The sequence below is a fragment of the Lysinibacillus sp. UBA6686 genome (genome assembly GCF_002455205.1).
Lineage (GTDB): Bacteria > Bacillota > Bacilli > Bacillales_A > Planococcaceae > Lysinibacillus > Lysinibacillus pakistanensis.
Genome location: NZ_DKJS01000018.1, coordinates 82,386 through 102,856 on the forward strand (window position 1 = coordinate 82,386; position 20,471 = coordinate 102,856).

Genomic DNA, 20,471 nt, shown 5'->3' on the forward strand with positions numbered 1-20,471 from the left:
ATGTTCTAAAAGTATTGTCAACTTTTAGAACATTTTTTCATTTGAAACAAATGATGGTATTTGTCCGTATAGTTAGGGAGGAGGGATTTTTATGATTACTGTTAACGGACGTTTTACAGAAGCGAAAATTTATGCTAAAACTGCACTGCCATCAGCTATTGATCAAATTCAAGAATTAACAGATCAGGCCTTTATGGCAGGCACGAAAATACGAATTATGCCAGATTACCACGCAGGAAAGGGGTGTGTGATTGGCACAACTATCCAGCTACAAGATCGCGTAGTCCCTAACCTTGTCGGTGTTGATGTTGGCTGTGGTGTTTTTGTAGCGGAATTGGATGCGTCAGCTATTGATTTTGCCAAGCTGGATGCAACTATTAGAGATTATGTACCTAGTGGGCAGGATGTTCATCCTGAAGTTTCACCTACGCGCCAATTTATAGAATTTGAAGGAAGTCAATTTAAGGCGAGTGGTATAAAGGATGAGTATACCAATCTATCATTGGGTACACTTGGTGGAGGAAATCATTTCATCGAATTGGCAAAAGACGAAAACGATGTCCATTATTTATTAATTCATACCGGCTCTCGATATGTCGGCGCCAAAGTAGCTAACTGGCATCAAAAGAGAGCCTATGAAACATTACGTCGAGAGGATTTAACAGTAAAGATTGAGGAGCTGAAAGAACAGGGGCGTCACAAAGAAATACAAGCGATGATAAAGGCCTACAAAGAACAAAACCCTTTAATTCCCAAAGACTTAGCTTATTTAGAAGGCGAGTATTTTCATGATTATATGCATGATATGAAAATCGCGCAGCAATATGCACGAATGAATCGTTGGATCATTGCTGAAACAATAGCTCAGCATATGGGCTGGAATTTTAATGAAACCTTTGATACTATTCATAACTATATTGATACAGATACCATGACATTACGAAAGGGAGCAGTTCGTGCCAATAAAGGAGAAAAATTAGTCATTCCGATGAATATGAGAGATGGCTCGCTGATTTGTGTGGGAAAAGGAAACGAGGATTGGAATTTCTCAGCACCACATGGGGCAGGGCGAATGTACTCTAGACGAGCAGCTAAGGCGACATTAAATATGGCTGATTTTAAAGAAACAATGCAAGGTATATGGACAACATCTGTAAATGAGGAAACATTAGATGAGGCTCCTATGGCCTACAAGCCAATGATAGAGATTACATCGGCTATTGAAGAAACGGTGGATATAATCAAAGTTATTAAACCTGTTTATAATTTTAAAGCGAGTGAAGCAGCAATGCCCTATGATCGAAAAAAATAAATACCTTTCAAGATGTTAAATCACTCATTATACATCTATGACTGTCTATTAACATTATCCCTGTAATGGTATAAAATAGGCTTACAAAGATGAAATGGGTGGTTTTTTGGTATCTTCAAAAGATGTGGCAAAGTATGCAGGTGTTTCTCAAACAACTGTATCTAGAGTATTAAATACGCCTGAGTTAGTTAAGCCGAAAACAATTGAAAAGGTAATGAGGGCGATTGAAGAATTAAACTATATTCCAAATGATATAGCGAGATCACTTGTTCAGCAAAAAACAGGGACAATTACATTGATTTCAGGACCTTTACACAATCCTTTTTTTGTTGATACAACAACAGCAATTGTTAACTATGTCAATGCTCGGGGCTATAAAGTACATGTTTATTTTGGAACGGAGGATAACTTAGACACGATTTATAATTCTGTTTTAGAAACGAAGGCAGATGCGATTATTTTATCGTCAATGCTGTATACCGATCCTTTATTTTTTAAGTTAGAAAAATTAGGTATACCTTTTATTATGTTTAATCGTAAGCATCAAGAAAATAGACATTTTGTAGAGATAAATAATGTAGAAGCTGGATATATCGCGACAAATCATATTTTATCTTTAGGTCATCGAGATATTTGTTGGATTGGCGGGCCTCATGAAATGAGTACCTTTTATGGAAGGTATAAGGGCTTTCAAAAGGCTTTAGAGGATCATCAGATTGATGTAAAAGCGGTTCCGTCTTTTTTTACAAATACCAATAAAATTGATATTGAACGAGTTTTTGAAGAGATTGTGCAGCTTCCTAAGCGACCAACTGCTATTTGTGCTGCGACGGATGCTATAGCGATTGAAATATTAAATTTATGCTTAGCGCAGGGCTATAAGGTGCCAGGGGATTTTAACGTAATAGGTATAGATAATGTCGAGCTTAGTAAGCATCATTCTATCGCCTTAACAACAGTAGGCTTAGAATCAGAAAAAAACCTTGGATTTATGGCAATTGAAAAATTATTTGAGGTCATGGAGAAAAAAAGTACTTGCATACAGCAAACAGAATCTGTTAAACTTTTCCCAAGAAATACAACGTGTAAGAAAATAAACTGATAAAATGTCAGTTTGTTTTTTTACACCAAAATGGTTACGTATTCATTTCTTTATATTCAGAAATGAATACGTAACCATTCAAAGGAAGGAGTGATGAAGTCTTGAAAAGGGGCTTATGGATGAAAGGACAATGGCAAATGACAGACGAATTTATGGAGGTTCAAGCCCCCTATTCGAAAGAGGTAATTGCACAGTTTGCAATGGCAACTGAACAGGATGTACAGTTTGCCATTGAAAGTGCACAAGCAGCAGCCTCTGAAATGGCAGCCTTAACTGCGTTCCAACGAGCAGAAATTTTAGAGCATCTATCTAGATTATTTTTGGAAAATCGTGAGGAAGCAGCTAGTATTATTTCACTAGAATCAGCAAAGCCATTAAAGTATGCCTATGCTGAAATTGATCGTACGATTGAAACCTATAAATTTGCAGCAGAGGAAGCAAAACGATTATCTGGCGAAATGATTCCGATGGACGCTTCTAAAAATGGAGAAGGGCGCTTTGCTTATACAATCCGAGAACCAATAGGCGTCATTGCAGCTATTACACCATTTAATTTTCCACAAAATTTAGTAGCCCATAAAGTGGGACCAGCTTTAGCTGCGGGCAATACGATTGTGTTAAAGCCAGCTACTCAAACAGCTTTATCTGCCCATTTTCTAGCGAAATTATTGGCACAAACTAATTTACCAGCAGGAGCTTTTAATCTAGTGACTGGGCAAGGGAAATTAGTAGGAGATGTATTTTTAGCACATCCAAATGTAAAAATGATAACGTTTACGGGAAGTCCTGCTGTAGGTATTTCATTACGAAATCGTGCTGGTTTAAAAAAGGTAACATTAGAATTAGGCTCAAATGCAGGGGTGATTGTTGACGAAGGGGTTCAACTTGATCAGATTATGGACCGAATTGTAATGGGGGCATTTTCAAATCAAGGTCAGGTATGTATCTCATTACAACGGATATATGTAATGGAAAGCATGTTGCAAGCGTTTTTAGAAAAGCTAAGTGCAAAAGTAGCACAGCTTATTATTGGTGATCCTCTTGACCAAACAACGGATATAGCCATGATGATTTCAGAAACCGAACAACAACGGGCCCTTCAATGGATTGAAGAAGCGGTTGCTGAAGGGGCAAAAATAATATCTGGTGGCCATATTGATCATAATGTTCTACTGCCAACTGTGCTATCCAACGTATCATCCCATAGCAGAGTATCATGTGAAGAAATTTTTGCACCAGTTGTCATCGTGAATTCAGTGTCTACTATAGAGGAGGCAATAGAAGCTGTTAACGATTCTCATTATGGCTTACAGGCAGGTATTTTTACACCCTCTATAGAGACTGCATTTAAGGCTTCAAAGGCATTACAGGTAGGAGGTGTCCTAATCAATGATGTGCCGACCTATCGTGTAGATCATATGCCGTATGGTGGCGTAAAAGAAAGTGGCACAGGTCGTGAGGGCATTAAGTATGCAATCGAAGAAATGACAGAAATGAAGCTCATTATTTGGAATAACAATTAATCATGAATGGAGATGGGAAAAATGAAGATCATCAAACAACACCCAAAATTGTATGTAATGGACAATGGTACGATGCGAATGGATAAAAACTATATGATTGCTATGCATAATCCAGCAACTATCGATCATCCAAACCAGCCAAATGAATTTGTAGAATTTCCAGTATATACAGTGTTAATTGATCATCCAGAGGGCAAAATTTTATTTGATACTGCATGTAATCCAAACTCGATGGGACCTGAAGGGCGTTGGGGAGAATTTACGCAAAAAGCATTTCCTATTAATATGCCAGAAGAATGCTATTTACATCATCGTTTAGAAGAATTAAACGTTCGTCCTGAGGATATCAAATATGTAGTTGCTTCCCATCTGCATCTCGATCATGCAGGCTGCTTAGAACTGTTTACCAATGCGACGATTATTGTACAGGAAGATGAATTCAATGGAACACTCCAAACCTATGCAAGAAATGTAAAAGAAGGTGCTTATATTTGGGGTGACATTGATATGTGGATTAAAAATAATCTACAATGGCGCCTCATTAAACGCGGTGAGGACAACGTGAAGCTTGCGGAAGGGATTCAAGTATTGAATTTTGGCAGTGGCCATGCTTGGGGCATGCTTGGCCTTCATATTAATATGCCTGAAACGGGCGGTATAATTTTAGCTTCAGATGCCATTTACACAGCGGAAAGCTTTGGTCCACCTGTGAAGCCACCAGGAATTATTTATGATTCGGTTGGCTATAATTCTACCGTTGAACGAATTCGCCGACTTGCTAATGAAACGAATTCACAGGTTTGGTTTGGTCATGATCCTGTCCAGTTTAAATCATTTAGAAAATCGACGGAAGGTCACTATGAATAGATTGGAGTAGATCATTTATGCATAAATTAACCTTTACTCCTGTAAGTTATACAGGCTGGGGATGTTTACATCAGCTTCTACCTGAAGTAGAAAGATTTAAAGCTACCAATATTTTAATTGTCACAGATCCATTTTTAAAAGAACTAGGGTTAACAGATAAAATCGAACAACCTTTGCTTGCAAAAGGATATGCGACTACGATTTATACAGATATTGCCCCAGAACCACCGCTTGCTATTGGAGAAAAGCTAGTTGACTTTACTAGGAAATATCACTTTGATCTAGTCATCGGATTAGGTGGCGGAAGTGCTCTAGATTTAGCCAAGCTTGCTGCCGTTTTAGCAGTACATGATGGAAAAGTGGCAGATTACTTAAATTTAACAGGTACAAAAACACTCGAACAAAAAGGATTACCCAAAATTTTAATACCAACTACATCTGGAACAGGCTCTGAAGTGACAAATATTTCTGTGCTGTCGCTTGAAACAACAAAAGACGTTGTGACACATGACTATTTATTAGCAGATATTGCCATCGTAGACCCAGCGCTTACGATTTCATTACCACCAAAGGTAACGGCTGCAACGGGTGTAGATGCCTTAACACATGCAATTGAGGCATATGTTTCAGTCAACGCCAATGAGGTGACTGATGCCCTTGCACTACAGGCAATTCGCTTAATTAGTGGCTCCATTCGCACGGCTGTCCATGAAGGACAAAATAGGCAGGCTCGTTCAGATATGAGCTATGGTAGTTATTTAGCTGGCTTGGCCTTCTTCAATGCTGGAGTAGCAGGTGTGCATGCTCTAGCCTATCCATTAGGTGGTCAATTCCATATAGCTCATGGTGACTCCAATGCAGTGCTTTTACCATATGTCATGGGATATATTCGTCAAAGTTGTGAAAAACGTTTGAAGGATATTTTAGATGCAATGGGTATCTCATCTGCCTATTTATCGCAAGAAGAGGCTTCCTATAAATGTGTAGATGCATTACAACAACTGGTTCAAGATGTTAATATTCCTTCTACTTTAAAAGGGTTTCATATACCAGAAGATGCCTTAGAGCAATTAACGGACGATGCAACAAAGCAAACAAGAATATTAGCACGAAGTCCGATGCTACTAGAACGAGAAGATATCTATACGATTTATCGAGCTGCATTTGACGGAGAAATTCGAGAGCCTCACCAATCATAAAGAAGAAAAGAGAAACGTTGATTTTTGACGTTTCTCTTTTCTTATGAAGAAATCTAAAATTAAAATGAACGATATAGTCTTTTCAACTGTCTAATAAATAGAAAGGAGTGAGAAAGTTGGATGAACAAGCTTTTTTAAATTTACTAAAACAATATGAACAGACCATGTATCGTATGGCCTTTGCCTATTTAAAAAATGAGCATGATGCTATTGAGGCTGTTCAAGAAGCTACTTATCGAAGCTTAAAAAAGAAACATACATTAAAAGAATCAGCTTATTTTGGAACATGGCTTGTTCGAATTCTACTGAATGTTTGTCATGATATGCGTAATAAAAGTATGCGACTTCATTTGCAGGAAGATATTGAAATTGAAGAAAACGTACATACCCACGACCGCTTTGAAATGACGGATATCATTACCAAACTACCAAAGGAGCAACAGGAGCTTATTTTTCTAAAATATTTTCATGACTATAGAAATCAAGATATTGCTGCCATTCAAAATATACCAGAAGGTACTGTGAAATCTAGATTGCATTCGGCATTGAAAAAGCTAAGACTTTATTTTCAGGAGAAAGGGGAATTGTAGATGGAGAAGGAAGAAAAGTATGACTATGATACATTTGTCCAGGAATTAGCACAAATTCATGTTCCAAATGATCAACTAGCTGTGGCACGTATGGAAAGTGTTCGTCGCTATCGAAAAGAAAACCGCAAACGTCAGCAAATATGGAAAGGCATGGCTCTAACATGTGCACTTCTAATGATTTTTGTGGGATCTATCCGTTTATCTCCAGCTTTTGCTAGTGTCGTTAGTAATATTCCAGGTCTTGCACCACTTGTTCAGATGATTACGTATGATAAAGGTGTTGCTGATATTCTTGATCATCACTATTATGAGGAATTAGGGCAAACCCAAACCAAAAATGACTTATCGTTTACACTTCAGGGGGTAATTGCCGATGAAACCGGGATGATTTTACCCTATAAAATTTCTTCAGCAATGGATCTTAGTGATTCAGTTACTGAGAAAATAGAGCTTCGATTAAACGGTGAAGCAGTACATGCCCAAGTAGATTTTCACCGATATCGTGAGGAAAAAGTTTTTCAAATTGAAGACAATCTGATTGTTACATTCTTTGACCCAATAAATTATGAAAATGCCCAATTTGAATTATATATACAATTTGCGGATGAAAAACAAACTGAATTTACGTTTCCATTTGCACTTAAAAAGGGCATTGCGAAAGCAAAGATCTATGAATTGAATGAGAAAATGAGCTTCGAAGGACAGAATATTACGGTAAAGTCAGTCTCTATTTCACCAATTCGTACAGGTGTAACAATCGCACTTGACCCCAATAATGAGGAAAAAATTGTTGATTTCGATGATATACGTATTTTGGATGAAAAAGGGGAGGAATGGTCTGCAATCGATAGAGGTACAGTTGCTACAGGATCAGTGGATGAAGGAACAACGTACTATATGCAAAGTAATTACTTTAGAGAGCCCAAGAAGTTAACGTTATCTATTGGCAAAGTATTGATAGTACGAAAAGAACAGGATTATATAGATGTAGATTTTAATCAAAACAAAGTGGTATCCAAGCCATCTATTCCAGGGTTACAAGTTAAAGTAGAAAAACCAATGGTGACATTAAATATACCAACCTCAAGTTATATACAAGGATTTAATGGGAATGCAACAGATGCAAATGATTATGATGTAGACGCAGAAAGTGAAGATATAAATAGTAATAATGACTATCTGACTGAGCAAATTGAAATATTGAATCTAAATGGAGTTGCCAATCCAGTTCGTCTTTCTTTTATAACAGATGATCTCTATTTAGAGGGAACTCAAAAAGTGGATATTCCCTTGAAATAATATTTCCATATTTTCGAAAGAGAGAAACGTTCATTTTTGAGCGTTTCTTTTTTATATCAAAATCAATCAAGGTTCCTGAAATATATAGTAAATAATGGGTGATTAGTATATAATATTTATTATTTTTCAATATGTGGAGGAATTCTGATGAAACTGGTACTACAGCTAACAAGTATAATTTTATTTGTTGCAACTTTAATTTTTAGTTTATCTCCAATATCAAGTTTAAAGGAAAAAAGAGAGGATATGAAGTACTGGGGAAAAAAGGCGAATGGTACTAATAAGCCTCAAGAAGAAGAATTCGAGTTGTTGAATTAATAGGAGGAATAGAATGTTAGTTGATATAAATTGTCCAGTTGAATTGCTTGAGTATCAGTTATATAGAAGTAAAAAAACAGGTAAAGTTTATTGTTCATTTAGATTTAATAATATTTCAGAAAAAAGTATAAAAGGCTTTAAAGCCACTGTCTATTGTTATGATCAATTTGGTGAGCCAGTTGGGATGGAATCAAATAGCTTTGAATACACACAGCAGTTAACGGAATCAATAAAGCCCAACCAGTCATTTGATAACGGTGAAAAAATTCCATTAGATAATTTTCGCCATACAAGGAAAATGGATATAGTTATTCATAAAGTACTATTTAGTGATGAAACAACATGGACTAAACAGGAAACTGAATTAGAGGATATAGAACTAAAAGAAATTAACAGCCCCAAACAATTATCTTATGTTAAAGCACAGGAAGGAAATGATGCAAAATACTATTCACAAATAATAAATGATAAATGGTTATGTATATGTGGACGTCTAAATGTGGAGAATACAAAAACATGTAAGCGATGTAAAAGAGAAAAAGATCATATTCTATCAAATTACGGGAATGATAAAACGATAAATGAAAATATTACATTCTATGAAAAACAGATTGAAGATCATAAAAAGAAAGAACTAGCAGAAAAAGAACGTCAGCATAAAATATATAAGAAAAAAGTAAAGAAAGTCATTATGTATTGCTCGATGTTTATAAGTCTTTTATTGCTTATCGGTATAGCGGTTTTTGGCTTTATCACCAAGTTTACATTTTCGTGGAATAATTATCTTTTATTAAAAGATAAGAATAACTCTTTAATTGAGGCCGTTAAAATGGAAGATATAAAGAATATAGAATTTTTACTTAAAAACGGTGCAAAAGTTACTTTTATTAATAAAGACGGTGAAAATTCAGTAAGTGAAGCTATAAAATTACCAAATAAAAAAATTGCTATGTCCTTAATGAATAAAGAAATAGGAAGTATAAAGGTTGGTAAAGAAAGAAATACTCTTGCACATATTGCATCCATAAATAACCAATATGAAATACTAAAAGAGCTTCATCCATTTGGGGTTGATATGAATGTAAAAAATGAGCAAGGACACACGGTTCTATATTATGCAATGAAAATAGGGAACAGAGATATGATTGACTATCTTGTTAATGAAATTAAAGTGAATCTTCAAGAAGTGGACAATGAGGGAAATAATATAGTACAGGTAGCCCTATTACATCAGTTAAGCAATACAGAATTATTAAAGGACTTAGTGAACCTGGACCTTGATTTGAATAGAAAGAATGCAGCGGGTCAAAATACATATGAAACGGCTATTCTTACTCAAAATAAAGATATTGTTCAACTATTTATAGATAAAGGACTAAATCTCAATAAGGTTGATGAAAATGGAAATAATGCTATCCATGTTTTACTTAATCATAAAAAAGATGATATGACTTTCTTGTCTGAGCTAATAAAAAAGGGAACAGATCTAAATGGACTTAATAAGCAAGGTCAAACACCGTTATATTTAGCCATATTGAATGGAGATAAAAATACTGTTGAGGTACTAATAAAAAATAAGGCAAATCTAAATAGTGTAAATAGTAACGGGGAGTCAGCAGTGGAGATTGCTGAAAAGCATAACCAATCATTGGTGGAATTATTTGAACGGGATAAATTTATCATTAAGATCGATAAACAAAAAAATGTTTTTTTAGTAAATGGAATTACTTTAGGTTCTTCGAGAAAAGATGTAGTTAATAAGCTAGGAAACCCAGTTAAGAGGGAACAGTACATAACTGGAAATGGTGAAATAGACTGTAATATTTATTATTTGAAGGATAGTACTGGAAAAGATATAGAGACGCATTATTGTTCTTATATAGGTATAAGCGATACGATTGAATTTATTTCGTTTGATTTTTATTCTAAACAACAGAATGAAAAATGGTATAAAGATTTAGGGAAACCGTATAGCAATTTTGATGCGCCCTTATTTTACCTAAAGGGTACTGAACAACTATTGTTATTAAAACCGAACGAAGAAGTAGGATTTTTTGGTTATGCAGATGGCAATTTTTAGGTTCATCACCAAAAGATGTGGTTGACATTTTTAATTGTAATAGTAATTGACTGGAGCGGAGCCAGTGTGACTCCTAGGGGATTAAGCGTCCTGGATGAGACCCTGGAGCGAGCAGCGCGAGTGAAGCGGCTCATCGGACGCCCCTTGGAAAGCACACTGGCGGAGCGGAAGTCAATCACAAGTTATGGTGAAGAGCCAAAATTTTATCCGTATTAATTCAGCAAAAAAGTAAGCTACTAAGTTTCCATCAAAAACTTAGTAGCTTTTTGCATTTTCCAAATTAAATTTTCATTTAAAATAGGCTAAATGAAATTCTATGCCTCAGCATCAGGCGTAAATGTGCGTGTAGCTAATTCCGCATCTAGCATAAAGATAGCATTGGAGTCATTTTCAATACGTTCAATTTTACGAATTAGTGTGTCGAATGTTGATTCTTCCTCTACCTGCTCATCAATAAACCATTTTAAGAATGCCATTGTCGCATGCTCACGTTCATCTAAAGCGATGTCTGACAAATTGTAAATACGACGAGTCACTTCTTTTTCATGAGAAAGTGCCGTTTTGAAGGCATCTAAAATAGATTCGAAATGATTACCTGGGCTCTCAAAACCTTGGATGGTTGCACGGTAGCCCATATCACTTAGGAAATTATAAAATTTCATGGCATGGAAGCGTTCTTCCTCTGCCTGTACTAAAAAGAAATTGGCAAAGCCATCATAATCTTGGTCCGTACAGTACGCAGCCATCGCCATATAGGCATGTGCGGAGTAAAATTCAAAATTCATTTGATCATTTAATGCTGTGTGTAGTTTTTCAGATAACATAAAAGTTTTCCTCCCTTTGCAGTAAATACCTTCTGCTTTCTTCTAGTATACAGCGAAGAGAGGCAGACATACAAAAATTTAATTTTTCACAGTAATCCCTACAAAACTCAATTGATATTAGTTCTCAATTAGCATTTTTAATCAAATTCATATTGAAATACTAATGCTTTTTATAGGTGATTTTTTCAAATATTTTATTTTGTGTTTTTCTGTTGATTTTTGACACCCACTAAATAACCACCAAGGGCAATACCAACTAACACAATCCAGAAAGTTGCTTTCCATAAAGTGGAGTGAGGGAATTCATGTGGAATTACACCTAGTTTTTCATGTGCTAATGTTAGGACGGCTAGTTTTACACCAACCCAGCCAACAATTAGGAAGGCAGCTGTTTCAAGGGATGGGAATTTATCGAGCACACGTACAAACCAACGTGCTGCAAATCGCATCATAATCACACCGATAATTCCTCCTAGGAACATAACTGCAAATTGCCCTGCATTAATGCCGCCAATATCAAAATCTCCAATATGTGGTAACGTTACTGCAATAGCAACTGCTGCTAAAATCGAATCAACTGCAAAGGCGATATCAGCTAATTCTACTTTCATTACAGTCACCCAGAAGCCAGATTTCTTTTTAGGCTCTTCAATTTCTTCCGGATTTTGCGAGGCTTTCCGAGAATCATAAATATGCTTGATAGACATGAATAATAAATAGGCAGCACCTATAGCTTGAATTTGCCAGAAATTAACGAGTGTTGTGATAAGGAATAGAGCGGCAAAGCGGAAAATAAATGCACCCACTAATCCATATAATAATGCTTTCTGTTGCTGAGCCTTTGGTAAATGTTTAACCATTACAGCCATTACGACAGCGTTATCAGCAGCTAATAAACCCTCTAGTACAATTAATACAACGAGTACCCATGCGTATTCTAATAAAATTGCCTCCAAATTTGTTTCCTCCTTTAATCTTTTAATAGAAGTGAATGACTGCTTTTAACTTAGTCTTTCCCTATTTTAGGCAAAAGAAAAAGACCTATGCCTAAAAAATAGGCAAAGGTCTTGCTAAGCGATTAACTGTATGTATACAGAAAAAATATCTTATCATTTAAGATATGCCTTCACACCCGATGGCTAATAACCATGTAATGACGAATGTGAAATCAGATGGAGATTACTCACATCTGCTAGCTACTCCCCTTTGACAATAATGTCAAAAGCTATTCAATTCTTTATAATTAAATTATAGCATTTCTAAATTGAAATGCAAATAGAAATATGGAAATTTGGCGAAAAAATACTTTTGGAATGGTTTAAACAAGTGGTACTATTGGAGATAAGTGAAAATTTAACAGCTTGAGAGGGGAACATATGTATAAAAAGTTTTTTTCATATTACAAACCACATAAGCGACTGTTTGTTATCGATTTTTCAAGTGCCATTATTGTCGCCATTTTAGAACTTGCATTTCCATTAGCAGTACAATGGTTTATCGATGAGCTTTTACCTACGGGTGACTGGGGTATGATAGTCAAAGTTAGTGTATTATTACTGCTTGTCTATGTACTGAGCACAGTTCTTAACTTTATCGTCAATTATTTGGGGCATAAGCTAGGCATTAACATTGAAACAGATATGCGGAAAGAGCTCTTTACGCATGTTCAACGACAATCGTTTCGATTCTTTGATAATACAAAAACAGGACATATCATGAGTCGGATCACAAATGATTTATTTGATATTGGGGAGTTTGCACATCATGGGCCAGAAGATTTATTTATTGCGATAATGACGTTTGTTGGTGCATTTGCTATTATGTTTAATGTTAATCCAACGCTGGCTTTAATTGCAGCGATTATGGTGCCATTTTTAACATGGCTAGTAACGTTTAGTAATGTAAAAATGAATAATGCATGGAAAACTATGTATGGAAAAATTGCTGATGTCAATGGGCGTGTAGAGGATAGCGTATCTGGTGTACGTGTCGTTAAATCCTTTACAAATGAAGCGTTTGAAATTGAACGTTTTCAAGAGCAAAATGGCTTTTTCCGCTCTGCCAAATTGTATGCTTATAAAATTATGGCAGGGACACACTCTAGTATTTATATGATGACACGCTTATTAACGTTAGTTGTACTTGTTGTTGGGGCATGGCTAAGCTTTAATGGAAAACTTTCTTATGGAGAACTGGTAAGCTTTGTTTTATATACAAATGTTCTCATTAAGCCTATTGATAAAATTAGTGCATTATTAGAGCTATATCCAAAGGGAATGGCAGGTTTTAAACGTTTCCGTGAGTTAATTGAGCAAGACCCTGAAATTCAAGATCGGGATGGAGCAAAAAACGTTACACACCTTTACGGGGATATTTCATTTAATAATGTTCATTTTAATTATGATTCTTCAAAAACGGTATTATCGAATATTACATTTGATATACAAGCAGGGCAGACGATTGCCTTTGTAGGTCCATCGGGTGCAGGCAAAACGACGATTTGTTCCTTAATTCCGAGATTTTACGACGTAAGCAGTGGAGCTATTACAATTGATGGCATAGATATACGAAATATGACACAGTCTTCATTACGTTCACAAATTGGTATCGTTCAGCAGGATGTTTTCTTATTCACTGGAACGATTCGTGAAAATATTGCGTATGGAAGACTAGAAGCTAATGAGGAAGAAATTCAAGAGGCAGCTAGAAAAGCACATTTGGAGGACTTTATAGCAGAGTTGCCGGATGGCTATGAAACACAGATCGGGGAGCGAGGCTTGAAGCTTTCTGGTGGTCAAAAGCAACGAATTGCCATTGCACGAATGTTCCTTAAAAATCCACCAATTTTAATTTTAGATGAAGCAACCTCTGCTTTAGATACGGAAACAGAAATGATTATCCAGCAGTCGCTAACTGAGCTTGCAGAAAATCGAACAACCCTTGTGATTGCCCATCGATTAGCAACTATTCGCAATGCTGATCGTGTGCTTGTCGTTACACCAAATGGCATCGAAGAGGATGGTACTTATGATGAGCTAGTTGCGCAAAACGGTCTATTCGCTAAGCTACACCATATTCAGTTTCGCAAAGGTCAAGGTGAATCTATACAACCATATGTAGAAATCCCATAGATAAATAAATCTCCCCTTTTCCTAAATGGGGAGATTTATTATGAAGCAATAAGAAATGCCAAGACTATTGGGAACTTTCCTTTGTTTTCTTTTGCTTATTCGAAGAAGTTCGTGTGTAATCTTGTGGAGCCAATGCTTTATTACGTTCTGTATAGCCTTTTGGTGAAAGTCGGAAGATGGATTTTTTAATGGTAGACCAATTTAAATCTGTGGCAAGATTCATGTAAGAATAACCATAAATTCGAATGTTACATAAGTACAAAAGTGTCAAGTATAGAGAGATAAAAAATCCAAATAAACCCAAAAATCCACTAGCAAGAATAAAAATGACACGTAATAAGCTGATTGTTGTGACTAGGGATTGGTTCACTAATGTAAATGAAGCAATTGTAGAGATGGCAATGATCACAATCATTTCTGGACTTGTTACACCAGCACGGATGGCTGCATCCCCAATAATTAATCCACCTACAACACTTATCGTTCCTCCAATAACAGAGGGGAGCCGTAAACCAGCTTCACGGAATAATTCGAACATGAGTAGCATAAGTAGCATTTCAAGTGAAGAGGGGAGCGGTAGCCCTGTTTTCGCTTGGACAACTGTTGCTAAAAGCTGCAATGGTAGCTGATTTTGATGGTAGGTTGTCAAGGCTAACCAAAATGCTGGCAACAATAAGCCAATTAAAATACCGGATATCCTTAATAAACGTTCAACAGAACTAAAGATAATAGGGTATTCATTATCCTCAGCTGATTTTAACAATAGAAATAAATTTACAGGTGTGATAACAGCATATGCTACACCATCAACGAATATAAGAAAACGCCCCCTGATTAAAGCTTGAATGGCATAATCAGGACGTCCTGTATAATCAAATTTTGGGAAAAGCTTAGAGTTTTTATTAATACGTTCCATTAATAAATCCCCACTGAACACTATATCTGTATCAACAGATGCTAATTGCTTTTTAATGCCGTGTAAAATATCCATATCGACAATATCATCAAAATAAAGAATGGCCACGGTTGTTTTTGATCGTTTACCTAACTCTACTTTTTCGACACAAAAAGAATTAGTCGGTAATCGTTTTCGCAAAAGTGCTATGTTGACACGTATATCTTCAATGAAATTATCACGAGGTCCCTTTACAAGAACCTCCATTCTCGTTTCTTCAGGATTTCGATTAGGCTTTTTTGCAATATTACTCGCATATAACAATTCCTCTTCCTCAAAATAAAGCAGAAGAGACCCCGTATAGACAAATGTAATAGCCTCTTCTTTGTCCTTAACCTTTTGCAGTGAAGGGATATGGAGTTCCTTTTCAATATTTTCTTCCAGCGGAGCATCTGTTAAATGATCAAAGAGATATTGAACGCGCTTTATAATGACTTCATTGAGTAACTGCTGGTCGATCATTGAATCACAGGTAACGAAATGTACTTTGTGTTGATTAAATGTATATTCCTGAAATTGAATATCAGCAGATTTTTGAAACAATTTTTTTAAGGTGCTCAGGTCTATAGCCTTCTCCTGCTGAGGCATTATGATTCACCACTTTCCATTTCTTGTTTGTCAGATTTCCCCTTTTTTGAGGATTTATCTGAAAAGACTGCTGCTAGGACGAGAAGAACGGAGATTGCAAAAAAGAAAATAACAGTAGTTGTTAATATATAGTTCCCTTTCACCTTTAAAAATATGTTTTCATTCAAAATAATTAATGGTAAACAAATAATGAAAAATGGCGGAGCAATCATTCTCCATATTTGCTTTGGCTTACTAGTCATTTTTAATAAATCAGCCACTATATATAACATAAAGCTAACCCTTATAAATGTTCCAGTAAGCCACTGATAAATTGAGAAAAAGTCCATATGCTCTATATAGCGACCTATCGAAACTAATCCCCATTCCTCATAGGCAGGGTATCTTTGCTTAGCGGCTTCTACTGGGCCAAATTCTGTAATTGCACCTATAAGAGGTCCTAATGTAAGCCCCATTAAAATGAAAAGCATGATGCCAAAGTGATACCAGCGGATACGATCTTTATATTGATGCTGAAGAAATAACAACATCAATAGCTCGATAAATCCTGATGCTGGATAGATCATCCCCTTTAGAACAGGTGAAAAGCCATGCTCAAAAAAGGGAAGTAATAAATGATATTCCTTCACCTGAATATTGGTAAATGCTACAAAGAATCCAAAAACTACTACTCCAAACAATACAAAAACATTTAAAATAACGATCGTCTGTAGACTTGTTGTGACAAGTAAAATACAAAGAATTGTATAAATAAATAGCAAAATGATAACTGGTGTTTGTGGTAAAAACGTAGTGTTCACCCATTGTAGCGTTTCAACCATCGTAAAGGCTGCTAAAATAATCAAATAGATAGCAATACAATAAATAACAATTGTTGAGCCTGTTTTTCCAATAGATCCATCTAACCAATCTCTTATAGGTTTTTGTTTTGACTTTGATTGAATATAAACTAACAAAAATAGCCAAAAGAATATAATTACCGCAGCTATTAACACAGAAGCCCAGCCATCTCTTTTTGCAACGTCAAGTAGCGGTGGAATAATCGTCACATGGTTTTTTAAACCAATAACAGTCATGGATAAGAAAATAACATGTAAAATACTAATTGATCCTACATTCTTCATATGAAAACCCTCTATCGTTAATTGATACCATTCAGTTTTGACAAAAAGTGAGCGGTTTATAAGTATGTTGACATTAACCCAAAAGGAGAGTATTAAATGATTCAAGCCATAGAAAATGCGAGGAACTGACGTATATACATCAGTTTCCTCGCATCTTGAACTTTTTATGTTTAGTGAATATATTGCATACTTACAAGATCATTCTTTAACACATCTGTTGGGATTTCGAATTCAACAACACCCATATAACCAGGAGCAACTTCATATTTATCGAAGGAAATGACAAGCTTCCCTTTATCTGAAATATAGAATTGTTGTTCAGTATTAATTGTTTTAAATTCTTCAAAAAGCTCCTTGTCAGGAATGCCTCCTCCTTTTACCCAGAACACTTTATCTGAGTCAGAAGCAGCTTGTTTACGCATCTGCTCAATAATGTTTTGACTGATAGTTTTAATATAACTATCGTCTTTAAAGAGCATTGGAAGTGTAATTAAAATTTCATTTTCTTTATCAATCGTATCATAGTGCATAACTGTAGAAGACGATCCAACTGTATTTACGATATAACGTCCAATTGATAAGATTTGGTCATTGTCAGTTTTAATGTCATAGCCGCTATCTACTCCTAAATGACCACCTCCATTTGCCTTTAAATCTCCGACCTCGGCGATGAAGTTATCGTAGAGGGCTTTTCCCTCTGCACGGTATTTTTCATTTAAAGTAATAGCAAGCTTTTGATTTTCAAGGTTTTCAATAGAAGGCACCTTAATGTTTGCATCGTAAGTGTCCTCAGCTACTTCATATTCCGTCCATGTTAAAACCTTCACGACACTGCCAACTACAGGGATTTCAGAAAGTGTACGTGCCATTGCAGGACTGACATTTAAACCTGCAGTAAAAAGCATAGCGGCCGCTGTTGAACCAAGTAACCATTGCGGTGCTCGTTTTTTTCTCTTCTTTTTCCCTTGTTGTAGTGCATGTTCAACTACAAAATCAAGCTCCTTTGGAATGGGTACTTTTTTATATTGCTTTTCTAGTTCTTTTAATTTTTCATCCATGTGCTGTTTCTCCCTTCACATCTTGCAATTGTATTTTCAGAAGTTTTAGTGCTTTATAAAGACGCGATTTGGCTGTACTCAGCTTTATGTTAAGGATAGTGGCAACATCAGCGAGCTTTAAATCTTCAAAATAGTGTAAAATGACAACTTCACGATACATTTGAGGTAACTCGTCTAATGCATGCTCTAAGTCCACATTTTCATAGACGTCCTCCTGAGCCGGTGTTAAATATTGCAATGTATCATCATCTGTCACTTGTAAGCNNTTTATGCTTACGTAAAAAATCTATGGCTGTCCGTACGACAATCTTATAAAACCAGCTTTTCATATACTCGATATTTTCGAGTCGGTGGAGCGAAAGCATGGCTTTTTGGATACTGTCCTGTACGACATCTAGTGCGTCCTGTTCATTTTTTGTATAGCTATACGCGAGCAAATAAAACCGCTCTTTTTGTTCACGAATGAATTGGACAAACACCTCTTCATGTTGAAATGCATTTCTTGTTTTCATGTCCAAAGAAGCTCCTTTTTAACATTTTCAAATTGTATACAACTACTAGACGTATGGGGAAACAAAAAAAGTTGATGAAATGATAAAACTTACCTTCATATAAGATAAGTTTTATCATTTCATCGTAGCTACATACTTCATAAGGTAGTCTTCAATCAATCTAATAGTTACCATAAAATAAGCGATTACGTAAAGAGGATAGCATAGTCATAATTTAGTTATCCAACGTATATAAACATAAGGAGGGCATACTCTTGCCTAGCATAATTACCTATCATTCATGATTTATCATAACGAAATGAGAGTTGCCAGTAACTATCAGTCAGCTTGATAGTATAGTATGTTAGCATTATGTTTCTATTGCATTTCTACAAAAAGTGAAAATATTCTATTTTAAGTATCTGTTTTCGTGTATTATGTAGATAATAATGTTTTTTACGTAAAGGGGACGTGATGACATTTGAGTTTAACAAATCATCTCAGAGTGTTTATTTGTGTAGTGTTTATGGGGGTATTGGTGGGATATGTTTTTAATGCCAAAAAGGATATAACAGACAATGAATATATTGAAGTCGTAAAAGAAGGCTATTTGTCCAATTTTTCAGATGTCACGGTTCGCAATGCTTTTAATTATGCGTTTTTTGAACCATATTGGCGATATTATGAGGCAAAAACGGGGGAGCATGTTGTCGAATTATCAGGTGATATTACGTTTCAAGGGAAAAAAGGACATGCCATCTTACAATTTGTTGTAGATGAACAAAACATGGCGTTTTCTGCACATGCGATGAAGTTTAATGATGAAGTGTTAAGTGTTGAGCAAAAAAATAATTTGATTGGCATGGTTTATAAGACTTGGCAGATGAAGCAGCTTGCATATCAATAAGCTTTTTTGTTTTATAAAAAATGCATCCTATATTACAGTAGAAGGGGGAGCCTACAGAGAGAGAGGATGTTTTCAATGAAGTTAAGTATTTTAGATCAAATGCCTATACCTAAAGGTCACACGGCTGAGGAGGCATTTCAACGTACAGAACAATTGGCACTTTTAGGTGAGTCGCTCGGCTATCATCGTATGTGGCTGGCAGAACACCATAATAGTAACTCGTTGGCAAGCTCTGCTCCAGAAGTGACAGCCGCTTTTTTAGCTGCGAAAACGAAACGCCTTCGTATTGGTACGGGTGGAGTAATGATGATGCACTATTCACCCTATAAGCTAGCTGAGGTCTTTAAAACATTAAGCGGCTTGGCACCAAATCGTATTGACTTTGGCGTTGGCAGAGCCCCTGGTGGCGATCATGCCGCTATTTATGCATTAGCAGAAGGGCGAAGACAGCGTTTTACGGAGCAATATGACAAGCTTGAAATTGTATTAAAATTGATGAATAACCAAAAAACGGGAGAGTATGTTTATGATCAGGTCATAGCAGCACCCGTCGATATTCAGTTACCTGAGGCATGGTTGCTTGGCTCTAGCGGACAAAGTGCTATGCAGGCAGGACAGCTTGGTGTGGGCTATTCCTATGCTCAATTTTTTACAGGCAATATGTCCAAGGATATTTTCGATTCTTATAGAGCTTACTTTACTCCTTCTTATTACATGGAAAAACCTCAAATTATCGTTACCTATGCTGCAACTGTTGCAGATACCTTAGAGGAAGCAGAATATTTGGCTAAGCCTATAGATATTACTCGGTTGCACTTGATGAAAGGGCAAATTATCCAAGGTATGTCACCTGAGGAGGCGAAGGATTTCCCGCTGACAGAAATGGATCAAATGTCAATAGCGAATAATCGCAAAGCTAATCTTGTAGGAACGCCCAAGGATATCGCTGACTTTTTAGTAGCAGAGCAAGAGCATTATGGCTTTGACGAAGTTATGCTGAACTGCAATCAATATGCACAAAAAAGCCGCATGAATTGTTATAAGCTACTTGCAAAAGAGTTATTATAGAATCAAAATGTCCAATGCATGATGTTGATTTCTGC

Annotated in this window: 17 protein-coding genes and 1 pseudogene; 12 read left to right on the forward strand and 6 right to left on the reverse strand. The window is 36.1% G+C overall.

Annotated features, from left to right (window positions below; genetic code table 11):
- The first annotated feature begins 91 nt into the window (after positions 1–91).
- From B2R82_RS04820 to B2R82_RS04860, 9 genes are all read left to right on the forward strand, one after another.
- Positions 92–1,312 carry an RtcB family protein gene (locus tag B2R82_RS04820; protein ID WP_286923790.1) on the forward strand — a complete coding sequence of 407 codons (1,221 nt, stop codon included), beginning with the start codon at positions 92–94 and terminating at the stop codon, positions 1,310–1,312.
- 124 nt (positions 1,313–1,436) lie between these two features.
- On the forward strand, positions 1,437–2,414 hold the full coding sequence (locus B2R82_RS04825) for a LacI family DNA-binding transcriptional regulator (protein ID WP_286923791.1): 978 nt from the start codon (positions 1,437–1,439) through the stop codon (positions 2,412–2,414).
- 101 nt (positions 2,415–2,515) lie between these two features.
- Positions 2,516–3,937 (forward strand): aldehyde dehydrogenase family protein, encoded by a 1,422-nt coding sequence (locus B2R82_RS04830; RefSeq protein WP_286923792.1) that lies wholly within the window; start codon positions 2,516–2,518, stop codon positions 3,935–3,937.
- A gap of 21 nt (positions 3,938–3,958) precedes the next feature.
- A complete protein-coding gene (gene ahlS / locus B2R82_RS04835) occupies positions 3,959–4,804 on the forward strand; it encodes an AhlS family quorum-quenching N-acyl homoserine lactonase (protein ID WP_286923794.1) in 846 nt (281 codons plus the stop codon).
- A 17-nt stretch (positions 4,805–4,821) separates the two neighbouring features.
- A complete protein-coding gene (locus tag B2R82_RS04840; RefSeq protein ID WP_286923796.1) occupies positions 4,822–6,003 on the forward strand; it encodes an iron-containing alcohol dehydrogenase in 1,182 nt (393 codons plus the stop codon).
- 116 nt (positions 6,004–6,119) lie between these two features.
- Positions 6,120–6,593 (forward strand): sigma-70 family RNA polymerase sigma factor, encoded by a 474-nt coding sequence (locus B2R82_RS04845; RefSeq protein ID WP_286923797.1) that lies wholly within the window; start codon positions 6,120–6,122, stop codon positions 6,591–6,593.
- On the forward strand, positions 6,594–7,892 hold the full coding sequence (locus tag B2R82_RS04850) for a DUF4179 domain-containing protein (protein WP_286923798.1): 1,299 nt from the start codon (positions 6,594–6,596) through the stop codon (positions 7,890–7,892).
- A gap of 147 nt (positions 7,893–8,039) precedes the next feature.
- Positions 8,040–8,210, forward strand: a complete 171-nt coding sequence (locus tag B2R82_RS04855; protein ID WP_286923799.1) for a hypothetical protein — start codon at positions 8,040–8,042, stop codon at positions 8,208–8,210.
- Positions 8,211–8,223: 13 nt separating this feature from the next.
- Positions 8,224–10,290 carry an ankyrin repeat domain-containing protein gene (locus B2R82_RS04860; RefSeq protein ID WP_286923800.1) on the forward strand — a complete coding sequence of 689 codons (2,067 nt, stop codon included), beginning with the start codon at positions 8,224–8,226 and terminating at the stop codon, positions 10,288–10,290.
- A gap of 314 nt (positions 10,291–10,604) precedes the next feature.
- Here B2R82_RS04860 and B2R82_RS04865 read toward each other — a convergent pair whose 3' ends face one another.
- Together B2R82_RS04865 and B2R82_RS04870 are read right to left on the reverse strand one after the other, a co-directional pair.
- A complete protein-coding gene (locus B2R82_RS04865) occupies positions 10,605–11,114 on the reverse strand; it encodes a ferritin (RefSeq protein ID WP_054610593.1) in 510 nt (169 codons plus the stop codon).
- Positions 11,115–11,308: 194 nt separating this feature from the next.
- The gene (locus tag B2R82_RS04870) at positions 11,309–12,070 is read right to left on the reverse strand and encodes a TerC family protein (protein WP_286923801.1); all 762 of its coding nucleotides are present in this window, start codon (positions 12,068–12,070) and stop codon (positions 11,309–11,311) included.
- A gap of 420 nt (positions 12,071–12,490) precedes the next feature.
- Between B2R82_RS04870 and B2R82_RS04875 the strand changes: the two genes are divergently transcribed.
- Positions 12,491–14,245 (forward strand): ABC transporter ATP-binding protein, encoded by a 1,755-nt coding sequence (locus B2R82_RS04875; RefSeq protein WP_286923803.1) that lies wholly within the window; start codon positions 12,491–12,493, stop codon positions 14,243–14,245.
- A gap of 64 nt (positions 14,246–14,309) precedes the next feature.
- On the opposite strand, the gene B2R82_RS04880 is transcribed toward B2R82_RS04875, so the two are convergent.
- From B2R82_RS04880 to B2R82_RS04895, 4 genes and pseudogenes are all read right to left on the reverse strand, one after another.
- Positions 14,310–15,788 carry a spore germination protein gene (locus tag B2R82_RS04880; RefSeq protein WP_286923804.1) on the reverse strand — a complete coding sequence of 493 codons (1,479 nt, stop codon included), beginning with the start codon at positions 15,786–15,788 and terminating at the stop codon, positions 14,310–14,312.
- Positions 15,788–16,912 (reverse strand): endospore germination permease, encoded by a 1,125-nt coding sequence (locus B2R82_RS04885; RefSeq protein WP_286923805.1) that lies wholly within the window; start codon positions 16,910–16,912, stop codon positions 15,788–15,790. The genes B2R82_RS04880 and B2R82_RS04885 overlap by 1 nt, the downstream gene beginning before the upstream one ends.
- Before the next feature lie 170 nt (positions 16,913–17,082).
- Complete coding sequence (locus tag B2R82_RS04890; protein ID WP_286923807.1) at positions 17,083–17,970, reverse strand: RsiV family protein; 888 nt, start codon at positions 17,968–17,970, stop codon at positions 17,083–17,085.
- Positions 17,963–18,482: pseudogene (locus B2R82_RS04895) on the reverse strand (RNA polymerase sigma factor). The gene B2R82_RS04890 and the pseudogene B2R82_RS04895 overlap by 8 nt, the downstream one beginning before the upstream one ends.
- Positions 18,483–18,999: 517 nt before the next feature.
- On the opposite strand from B2R82_RS04895, the gene B2R82_RS04900 reads away from it, so the two are divergent.
- Both B2R82_RS04900 and B2R82_RS04905 read left to right on the forward strand, forming a co-directional pair.
- Positions 19,000–19,368 carry a hypothetical protein gene (locus B2R82_RS04900; protein ID WP_286923808.1) on the forward strand — a complete coding sequence of 123 codons (369 nt, stop codon included), beginning with the start codon at positions 19,000–19,002 and terminating at the stop codon, positions 19,366–19,368.
- 75 nt (positions 19,369–19,443) lie between these two features.
- On the forward strand, positions 19,444–20,436 hold the full coding sequence (locus B2R82_RS04905) for an LLM class flavin-dependent oxidoreductase (RefSeq protein WP_286923809.1): 993 nt from the start codon (positions 19,444–19,446) through the stop codon (positions 20,434–20,436).
- Positions 20,437–20,471: the final 35 nt, after the last annotated feature.